The organism is Bradyrhizobium sp. (assembly GCF_035273305.1).
GTDB lineage: Bacteria > Pseudomonadota > Alphaproteobacteria > Rhizobiales > Xanthobacteraceae > Bradyrhizobium.
Genome location: NZ_DATEPI010000164.1, coordinates 1 through 9,749, shown reverse-complemented (window position 1 = coordinate 9,749; position 9,749 = coordinate 1). Strand labels below are relative to the sequence as shown.

Sequence of the window (9,749 nt, the reverse complement as noted above, 5' to 3'; positions counted from 1 at the left end):
ATCATCATTCTGCTGATCCTGTTGCTTCTGGGAAGGCTGTAAGCTGACGACGACACGTTACGCCACCAGCAACGGCACCGAGGCTTGCGGCCCACAGCTGGCCCGATGCTGCAAGGCGGCGTTTGAACTACTCGCCGTCCGCAGTCACAATGCGAGTGCCCGCTGACCGATATGCTGGTTACGCGGCGCCGCGTGATTTAAGCGCCAGCTTGCGCATCGCTGCTTTGATCGATGCTGCGGCTTCATTATAGCCCGCCCATGCCTTCGTTTTGGCGAGCAGGGTCGGCACGGTGCGAACCGTGTAACGCTTGGGATCCAGGTCGCTACGCACCTGCGCCCAGGTTATTGGCATTGAGACCGTTGCGCCCTCGCGCGCGCGCGGCGAGAGCGCCGCAACCGCGGTCGCCATGCGATCGTTGCGAAGATAATCGAGGAAGATTTTCCCCTTGCGGAGCTTCTTTGACATGTTGAGCAGATACTGATCCGGCTCGTCGTTGGCCATCCATTGGCAAACGCCTTGCGCGAAGGCCTTAGCTTCCTTCCAACTCACCTTGTCCTTTGCACCATGCAACAGCGGCGTAACCACATGAAGCCCCTTGCCGCCGGTGGTTTTGCAGAAGCTCTCCAGTCCAAGGTCGGATAGACGACGACGCATGTCCTTGGCAGCGTCCATCACCTCCGAAAAGCCAACGTCAGGTGCGGGATCGAGATCGAATACCAATCGTCCGGGAACATCAGGTTCATCCGGAGCGCAATTCCAGGGATGCAGCTCAACCGCGCCGATCTGCGCCACGGCCGCGAGCCCCTCGACGCGATCAATTTGCAGATACGGTTTTCGATCGCCCCATACCGTGACCATCTCCAGGAGATTGGAAGTCCCCGGCGTGGCGTGGCGCTGAAAGAATCTCTCACCGCCGATGCCATCAGGCGCGCGCACGAGCGAGCAGGGCCGCCCCTTCAGGTGAACAATCATCCAGTCGCCGACCGCTTCGAAATAGCGCGCAAGGTCGAGCTTGGTCACTGCTTCTCCGTCACCGGCGTCCGGCCACAGCTCCTTTTCTGGTTTTGAGATCAGTACACCCATCACCTCGGCGGACTTGTCCGTAGCCTGAACGTTCGAGCCCTTGACGGCTTTGCGCGATTGCGATTTCGCGGACTTGTGCTTGCTCCGGCGGCTTGGCTGGGCAATCTCCGCGTCGGCGGGCTCTTCCGCCACCACCTCACGAGCCGGCTTGTCCTTGCGAAGCCCCTTGAAGGCAGCTTGCCTTATATTCCCCGCGTCCGTGAAGCCCGCGAATTCGATTTCGGCAACGAGCTCCGGCTTCAGCCAATGCACTTCGGATGTCTTGCGGGGTGCGTTTTTGCCGCCGAACGGACTCTTGTCAGCTTCTGCGGCTTTCAACGCCGGCATGATCTGCTTGACCTTGTCCTTGCCGAATCCGGTGCCGACCATTCCGACAAAGGCCAGATGATCGCCCCGATTGACGCCCGCCATCAGCGAGCGGAACTTCCCATTAGTGGTCTTCCAGCCTCCTAGCACGACCTCATGACCGGCGCGGCATTTGGCCTTGGTCCAGTTACCCGAGCGGCCGGAGCGATATGGCGCGCTCAACTTTTTCGAGACGATACCTTCCAGCGACAACTTGCATGCCGATTTCAGGATGGCATCGCCCCCGCTTTCGAAATGCTCGACATAGCGGATCGAATTTGCCTTGGACTTGCCGCGCGACTCCAGCAGCTGCTTCAATTGCGCCTTTCGATCGGCAAGCGGCAGGCGGCGAAGGTCCTGCTTGTCGGCGAACAGCAGATCGAAAGCATAGAAAATCAGCTCATCGGTCTTGCCGTCGGAGATAGCCGCCTGCAAGGTCGAAAAGTCCGGCGCGCCATTTTGGTCGAGCGCGACAATCTCCCCATCGATCAGCACATCAGGCAGCGCGCTCGCCTCTTTTGCGATCGCTCCGAACTTGTCGGTCCAGTCGAGGCCTTTGCGGGTCTTCAAGGTCGCCTCGCCATCCTCGACGCGCAATTGCACGCGGTAGCCATCAAACTTGATTTCGTGGCACCAGCCTTCTCCGCCCGGCGGGCGGTCGACCAGGTTGCAGAGCTCCGGTGCGACGAAATCAGGTATATGCGAGACCTGTTTTCCCTTTGCCGGGGCAATTACCCGCAATGAAGTTTTTTTATTCCCGCGGGGCGCTTCATCGGCCTCGGCGCGGTTTGAATGCCAGACCGCGTCGGCTTTCATGCCGGCGGATTTCGCCATCATGAACGGCTTCGGTGCCCTGCCCTTGCCGGCGGCGATCTGGTCCATGCTCCGTCCCGAGGCGACGGATGCGTCTTCTTCCAGAATTTTGTTCTTGTTACCTTCCCTGGCGTATTCGTCGCGATGCTTGATCAGCAACCAATTGGTGCGCTTGCCTCCGGTGCGATCGTTTCGCATTCGCACCAGCACCCAGCTGCCGTGCAGCTTGTCACCATGCAGGGTGAATTTCAGGTCGCCCTTTTTGAAACCGCGCTCCGGATCGTCAGATTCCCAATAGCCGCGATCCCACAGCAGTACGGTCCCGCCGCCATATTGGCCTTTGGGAATGGTGCCTTCGAAATCGCCGTAATCGAGCGGGTGATCTTCAACCTCCACGGCCAATCGCTTGTCGTGTGGATCGAGCGACGGCCCCTTTGTAACCGCCCAGGATTTAAACACGCCATCGAACTCCAGGCGGAGGTCATAATGCAGCCGGCTCGCGTCATGCTTCTGGATCACGAAACGGCGCTGCTTGGCGGGCGCGACCGGCACATCTCCGCTCGGCTCCGCGGTCTTCTCGAAGTCCCGCTTTTTTCGATAAGTGGAGAGATTTCTCAACGACACGCTGGATCCCGCACAATGAGCATCGGCACGGTTGCACGATTACAACCTCCCGGAACCGAAACCTCCAAGGGCGGTTGAAGTTCCAGAACCTGGCAAGCCCGGAGATTGTAATGGCCCCCCGCGCCTATTGGAAAGGGTCGCTGAAGCTTTCGCTCGTCACATGCCCCATCGTGCTTTATCCGGCGGCAACAGCGGTCGAGAAAACCCGATTTCACATGATCAACAAGGAGACCGGCAACCGGCTGAAGCAACAGATGGTGGATGCCGAAACGGGCGACGTCGTCGAAAGCGACCAGAAAGCCCGCGGCTACGAGCTGAGAAAAGGAGAGTACATCGAGGTCGAGAAAGAGGAACTGGAGGCGGTCCAGATCGAAAGCAATCACACAATCGAGATCGACAGTTTCGTGCCAAAGGATGAGATCGACAAACGCTACCTGAATCATCCCTACTACATCGCACCCGACGGCAAAGCCGGCATTGATGCCTTTGCCGTGATCCGGGATGCCATGAAAGACCAGGACCGTGTCGCTCTCGCCCGCATCGTCCTCACCAACCGCGAGCATATCATCGCGATCGAGCCGCTGGGCAAAGGGCTGCTCGGGACGACGTTGCGATACCCCTACGAGTTACGCGACGAGCACGAGTATTTCGATGACATGCCCAATCCAAAAATTTCGAAGGACATGGTCGAACTGGCCGGGCACATCCTCGATACCAAGGCCGCGCATTTCGATCCCTCGAAATTCAAGGATGAATACGAGAACGCGCTGAAGACGCTGGTCAGGCGCAAGGCGGCCGGCAAGCCGGTTAAAATTGCTGAACCGGAGGAGCGGCCGAGCAACGTCATTAACCTCATGGACGCATTGCAGCAAAGTCTTAAGGGCAGAGCGCCCTCAAAGCGACGGAATCACTCGCGGGCGGTCCGATCGGGCCATCGGGCCGCCAACAAGGCGCATCGCACACGGACACGACATCGCAAGGCGAGCTGAAGCGTGTTGAAAGCCTGGATAGGCTTTTCGATGAGGCGCCGCTTCATTCGTGGGCCGGGCAACCGCATCTCACGACATCAATAGCAAGAAAGATGTGGATGGCCGGGAAGTGAGGTCGTGCTGGAGAGGCACAAATTCAGGCTAACGTTTCGACTTTCGTCCGGATTTCTTTTTGCTGCTCCTTCGTTTGCTTGAGCTTTTCTTTGAGCCTTTTTTCGGAGGGACTTTCTTTCCTTCTCGGCGAGCTTCGGAGAGCCCGATTGCGATCGCCTGCTTGCGGCTCTTGACCTTCTTGCCGGATCGGCCGCTCTTCAAAGTCCCGGACTTGCGCTTTCGCATCGCGCGCCCAACTTTGGCCGATGCTTTCTTCGAGTACTTTCGTGCCATGATACTTCTCCTGGTTGAAAGAAAATTAATCTTCACCGTTGGGGAAAGTTCCATTGCAGGTCGCTCGCGTCGATCTGCTGTGCTTAAGCGACGGACGCTGCAGCAAACTCAAAGCGCAATCAGATCGAAAAGAGCGCGGCGTTCATCTGGTCGAACGGAGAAGATAGAGTGAGCTCGTACTCGCTTTGTCGCCTTCGCTCGTCGTTCCGCGAAACCAGGAAGCAGCCTCACGCGGCGCTTCGCGCTACCCTGCCGAAGGTGCGTTGAAGACGCCCCGATCAATTGATCAGAGCACTTTGATTTTTTGCGAGTGCAAGAAGTCCAACAGCAGAACCGCCGATAACAATTATTCGGCCGCCGCGTTGCTGACCTGGGCTGGCTCGGCCCTGACCGCGCAGAACTTGAACTCGGGAATCATTCCGAACGGGTCCAGCGCCGGATTCGTCAGCAGGTTGGCTGCGGCTTCGGCGTAGCAGAACGGCATGAATACCATGTTCTCGGGAACGTCGCGATCGGAGCGCACCTTCACCTCGACCGCCCCGCGCCTGGTCTCGAGCCTGATAAGGTCGCCGGGCCAGATCTTCATGCGCCGCATGTCCTTTGGCGACAGGAAGGCCACCGCCTCCGGCTCGATCTGATCCAGCACGCTGGAGCGGCGCGTCATCGAACCGGTGTGCCAATGCTCGAGCACGCGGCCCGTTGACAGTACCATCGGGTATTCGTCGTCCGGCAACTCGTCCGGCGGCAACACGCGCGCGGGGACGATCTTGCCCCGACCGCTTTCGGTCGGAAACCCGGCGGTGAAGATGATCTCATTGCCGGGCTTGCTGGGATCATCGACCGGATAGGTGACCGCGCCTTCGCGCTCCAACCGCTCCCAGGTGATGTTGTTGAGCGAAGGCATCACTTCGGTCATCTCGGCGAAAACGTCGGCCGGCCCGTTGTAGCGCCAATCCAGCCCCATGCGCCGGGCGATCTCCTGGATAATCCAGAGATCCTGCCGCGCATCACCGGGCGGCTTGATCACTTCACGCGCCAACTGCACGCGACGGTCGGTGTTGGTGAAGGTACCGGATTTCTCAGCGAATGCTGACGCGGGCAGGATCACATCGGCGTGGAACGCGGTTTCGGTAACGAACAGATCTTGCACCACGAGATGGTCGAGCTTGGCCAGCGCCTCGCGCGCGTGCTGCAGATCGGGATCCGACATCGCCGGATTTTCACCCTCGATATACATGCCGGTGATATCGCCGGCATGGATCGCGTTCATGATTTCAACCACCGTCAAGCCGCGAACCGGATCGAGATCCTGATGCCAGACCCGTTCGAATGGCGCGCGCAGATCGGTGCGCCCGACCGGTTGATAATCCGGCAGGAACATCGGAATAAGTCCCGCATCGGAGGCGCCCTGCACATTGTTCTGTCCGCGCAGCGGATGCAGTCCGGTCCCGGGTCGGCCCACCTGTCCCGTGATCAGTGCGAGCGCAATCAGGCAGCGGGCATTATCGGTGCCGTGCACGTGCTGGCTGATGCCCATGCCCCAGAAGATGATCGAGGCGCGCGAGCGCGCATACAGCCGCGCCACTTCGCGCAACGTCTCCGCGGGAATCCCGCAGATCGGGGCCATTCGCTCCGGCGTGAACTCCTTGATCCGCTGCTTCAGATCGTCGAAGCCTTCGGTGTAACCGGCGATATACTGCTCGTCAGTAAGGCCCTCGGTGATGATGGTATTTATCATCGCGTTCAGCATCGCGACGTCGCTGCCGGCCTTGAACGCCAAATGCTTGTAAGCATGGCGCGACAGGCTCTGCCGGAGCGGGTCCATCACGATCAGCTTGGCGCCGCGTTTCGCCGCATTCTTGATGAACGTCGCCGCCACCGGATGATTCACGGCGGGATTGGCGCCGATGACAACGATAACCTCGGCATCCATCGCAGCGGAGAATGGCGCCGACACCGCGCCCGAGTTAAGTCCTTCCATCAGCGCTGCGACTGAAGAGGCGTGGCACAGCCGCGTGCAATGATCGACGTTGTTGGAGCCGAAGCCGGTGCGCACCAGTTTCTGGAATAGATAGGCTTCCTCATTAGAGCCCTTGGCCGAGCCGAAGCCGGCCAGCGCCTTGACCCCCTTCTCGTCCCGGATCTTGACCAGGCCTTTGGCGGCGATGTCGAGCGCCTCTTCCCATGAGGCTTCGCGGAAATGCGTGAACGGATTGGCCGGATCGACCTGGTCGTTGGCATCCTTTTTCGCATTCGGCAGGCGCACCAGCGGCTTCGTCAGCCGATGCGGGTGATGGATGTAGTCGAAGCCGAAACGACCTTTGACGCAAAGTCGGTTATGGTTGGCCGGGCCGTCGCGGCCTTCGGCGTAGATCACCTTCTCGTCCTTGACCTGGTATGTGACCTGACAGCCGACACCGCAGAACGGGCAAAGCGAATCGACCTTCTTGTCCGGATACGTGACGCGGGTTTGGTGTTCGTCCAGCATCACGGCGGGCATCAGCGCCCCGGTGGGGCAGGCCTGCACGCATTCGCCGCAGGCGACACAGGTGGATTCTCCCATCGGATCGTCAAAATCGAACACGACCTTGGAATCGTGATTGCGGTAGGCCATGCCGATCACGTCATTCACCTGAACCTCGCGGCAGGCGCGAACGCATAGGCCGCACTGGATGCAGGCATCGAGATTGACGCGCATGGCCGGATGACTGGCATCGCCCGCCCACCGCTCAGCCGCCGGAAAGCGGCTTTCGGTCACTTCGACTTTTTCCGCCCAGTGCCAGAACTTCGAGTCGGGGTCGTGGGATGTTTGGCGCGCCGGCTGATCGGCGACCAGAAGCTCCATCACCATTTTCTGCGCCGCGACCGCACGAGCGCTTGCCGATTTCACTTTCATACCGACGCTCGGCGTGCGCTTGCAGGAGGCCGCCAACACGCGCTCGCCTTCGATTTCCACCATGCAGGCGCGGCAATTACCATCGGGCCGGTAGTCGGGCTCCGGCGTGTAGCACAAATGCGGGATTTCGCGGCCCTGGCGTTTTGCTACTTGCCAGATGGTCTCGCCGTTGATGGCCTCGACTTGTTTACCGTCGAGTTCGAACTGGATCTTTGTCATTCCGCAGCTTCTTTCGGAAGAAACTCGTTGGGGAAATATTTAATCACGGTGGTGAGCGGATTCGAGGCCGCCTGGCCCAGTCCGCAGATCGAGGCATCGCGCATCGCCTGGCTCAATTCGTCGAGCAATTCGCGGTTCCAGACCGGCTTTTGCATCAACAGGGCGGCCTTCTGCGTCCCGACACGACATGGCGTGCATTGACCGCAGCTTTCGTCCTCGAAGAAACGCATCAGGTTCAGCGCTGCGCCTTTTACACTGTCCTGATCGGAGAGAATGATCACCGCCGCGGAGCCGATGAAGCAGCCGTATTTTTCCAGGGTGCCGAAATCGAGCGGAATATTATCCATGGAAGCCGGCAGGATGCCGCCCGAGGCGCCGCCCGGCAAATAAGCGTAGAACTTGTGGCCTTCAGCCATGCCTCCGCAAAATTCGCCGATCAATTCGCGTACCGTAATGCCGGCCGGCGCGAGTTTCATGCCTGGAGTTTTCACCCGTCCCGATACCGAATAGCTGCGCAACCCATGGCGATCGTTGCGGCCATGGCTCTTCCACCAGTCGGCGCCTTTTTCGACAATGTCGCGCACCCACCACAACGTCTCGACATTGTTGATCAACGTCGGCAATCCGAACAGGCCAACCTGGAACGGGTAAGGCGGCTTATGCCGCGGCAGGCCGCGCTTGCCTTCGATGCTTTCCAGCAGCGAGGATTCCTCACCGCAGATGTAGGCACCGGCGCCACGCCGCATGTGCAGAATCGGCCCGCCAGATGGCAGCTTGGCGATTTCGCGCGCCAGAATTTCGCGTGAAGCCGGATACTCGTCGCGAATATAGATGTAAACGTCTTGTGCCTCGATGACATGCGCGCCGATCAGCGTGCCTTCCAGAAACCGGTGCGGGTCCGTTTCGAGATAGTAGCGGTCTTTGAAGGTGCCGGGCTCGCCCTCGTCCCCGTTAACGGCCATCACCCGCAGCCCGGGTTCGCCGAGCACCGCGCGCCACTTTCGTCCGGCGGGAAAGCCGGCACCGCCGAGGCCGCGCAAGCTGGCATCATCGAGCGGCTTTAATACATCTTCCTTTGAGAGTTCGCCGGAACGTAAGCGCTTCAATAACGTGTAACCGCCGCGAGCGACATAAGCGTCGTAGTCGATGTAGTCAGGCAAATGGGCGTGTGTGTCGCGACCCTGTGCGGCGGCAAGTACGCCTGCCACGCTTGCGTGGTCGACAAAGTGGTGGCCGACTTCCGCCGCCGGCGCGGTGTCGCAACGGCCCACGCAAGGCGCGCGAACGACGCGAATGCCGGGGCCGGCACTGCTCTGTAGTTCGTGCAGCAATTTTTCCGCACCCAACATCGCGCAGGTAAGCGAGTCGCACACGCGAATCGTGAGCGGCGGAATGTTTGCCTCGCCTTCCTTCACCACATCAAAATGGGCGTAGAAGGTCGCCGTCTCGAAAACTTCGGCAAACGAAAGCTTCATCTCATCGGCAAGGGCGGCCAGATGCGCAGCGGAAATCTGCTTGTAGGTGTCCTGAATCAGATGCAGGTGCTCGATCAGCAGGTCCCGCCGCCGCGGGCGGTCGCCCAGGAGCAGTTCGATCTCGTGTGAGGCGGTGGGATCGACCTGGCGACCCTTGGGGTTCATTTTGGCCCGCTTGCGCCCCTCGCCGGGATGCTCGAACGCGCGGACCTGGTGCACATCATGACTCATTGAAACGTCTTCTTTTTTCAAGCCAATCTGGAGAGAGTCTAACGTCTGGCATGCCAGATGCCAAGGCCTATTGCTCTATCTCCTTCCCCAAGCAAAGCGCCGGCCACGAGGTTCTCGCGGCCGGCGCTTTTTTAGCGACATGCTCCGGCACCGACATTTACGGCACCGTAGCCGAGGGCCTTCCTGTTAGCGGAACAACTGCATTGAGTTGATCAGCGTCTGGATCACGCCGAGTACCAGCGGGATGCCGACGAAGCCCCAGGCGAGCGCGAGTTGCAGAGGTGTGGTGGTGTTTTGGTGGGTATTGTCCATGTTTCTTCTCCCCCTTACGCGCGAGCGCCGGCCCGCATGCCGACGGGCTCGACTCCACGATCATCGCTTTCGCTCATGTGGAATTTCTTATCCACCGGCTTGACGAAGAAGTTGCAGATGAAGCCGATCACCAGCAATCCGGCCATGATGTACATCGTGGTGTTGTAGGCTTGGGCCTTGGGCACGCCATGGGTGACGTTGTACTCGCGAATGTAATTCACGAGCACCGGACCGAAGATGCCGGCCATCGACCACGCCGTCAGCAACAATCCGTGAATGGCGCCGACATAGCGTGTGCCGAACATATCGCGAAGATAGGCCGGCACGGTGGAGAAGCCACCGCCATACATGCTGATGATCACCAGGAAGGCGCA

General features: G+C 59.7%; 6 protein-coding genes and 1 pseudogene. 1 reads left to right on the top strand and 6 read right to left on the bottom strand.

Annotation, left to right across the window (positions count from 1 at the left end; genetic code table 11):
* Positions 1-178: 178 nt before the first annotated feature.
* A complete protein-coding gene (gene ligD, locus VJV58_RS11450; RefSeq protein ID WP_324137457.1) occupies positions 179-2,866 on the bottom strand; it encodes a DNA ligase D in 2,688 nt (895 codons plus the stop codon).
* Positions 2,867-2,976: 110 nt separating this feature from the next.
* Between ligD and VJV58_RS11445 the strand changes: the two genes are divergently transcribed.
* A complete protein-coding gene (locus VJV58_RS11445) occupies positions 2,977-3,855 on the top strand; it encodes a Ku protein (protein WP_324137456.1) in 879 nt (292 codons plus the stop codon).
* A 141-nt stretch (positions 3,856-3,996) separates the two neighbouring features.
* On the opposite strand, the gene VJV58_RS11440 is transcribed toward VJV58_RS11445, so the two are convergent.
* The 5 genes and pseudogenes from VJV58_RS11440 to VJV58_RS11420 form a co-directional block, all read right to left on the bottom strand.
* Positions 3,997-4,242: a DUF6496 domain-containing protein gene (locus tag VJV58_RS11440; RefSeq protein WP_324137455.1), complete on the bottom strand. Its 246-nt coding sequence runs from the start codon at positions 4,240-4,242 to the stop codon at positions 3,997-3,999.
* Positions 4,243-4,588: 346 nt separating this feature from the next.
* Entirely contained in the window at positions 4,589-7,357 is a 2,769-nt protein-coding gene (gene fdhF, locus VJV58_RS11435) for a formate dehydrogenase subunit alpha (protein ID WP_324137454.1), read from the bottom strand.
* Positions 7,354-9,063, bottom strand: a complete 1,710-nt coding sequence (locus VJV58_RS11430; RefSeq protein ID WP_324137453.1) for an NADH-ubiquinone oxidoreductase-F iron-sulfur binding region domain-containing protein — start codon at positions 9,061-9,063, stop codon at positions 7,354-7,356. Before VJV58_RS11430 ends, fdhF begins: the two co-directional genes overlap by 4 nt.
* A gap of 186 nt (positions 9,064-9,249) precedes the next feature.
* Positions 9,250-9,375, bottom strand: coding sequence for an MFS transporter small subunit (locus VJV58_RS11425; RefSeq protein ID WP_324137452.1), 126 nt, complete (start codon positions 9,373-9,375; stop codon positions 9,250-9,252).
* 14 nt (positions 9,376-9,389) lie between these two features.
* Positions 9,390-9,749, bottom strand: a pseudogene (locus VJV58_RS11420) (MFS transporter); the annotation flags it as partial.

What these genes read in the sequence shown, in the direction of transcription:
- VJV58_RS11445 (WP_324137456.1), top strand. Translation starts at nt 2,977, where the DNA reads ATGGCCCCCCGCGCCTATTGGAAAGGGTCGCTGAAGCTTTCGCTCGTC.
- VJV58_RS11440 (WP_324137455.1), bottom strand. Translation starts at nt 4,242, where the DNA reads ATGGCACGAAAGTACTCGAAGAAAGCATCGGCCAAAGTTGGGCGCGCG.
- fdhF (WP_324137454.1), bottom strand. Translation starts at nt 7,357, where the DNA reads ATGACAAAGATCCAGTTCGAACTCGACGGTAAACAAGTCGAGGCCATC.
- VJV58_RS11430 (WP_324137453.1), bottom strand. Translation starts at nt 9,063, where the DNA reads ATGAGTCATGATGTGCACCAGGTCCGCGCGTTCGAGCATCCCGGCGAG.
- VJV58_RS11425 (WP_324137452.1), bottom strand. Translation starts at nt 9,375, where the DNA reads ATGGACAATACCCACCAAAACACCACCACACCTCTGCAACTCGCGCTC.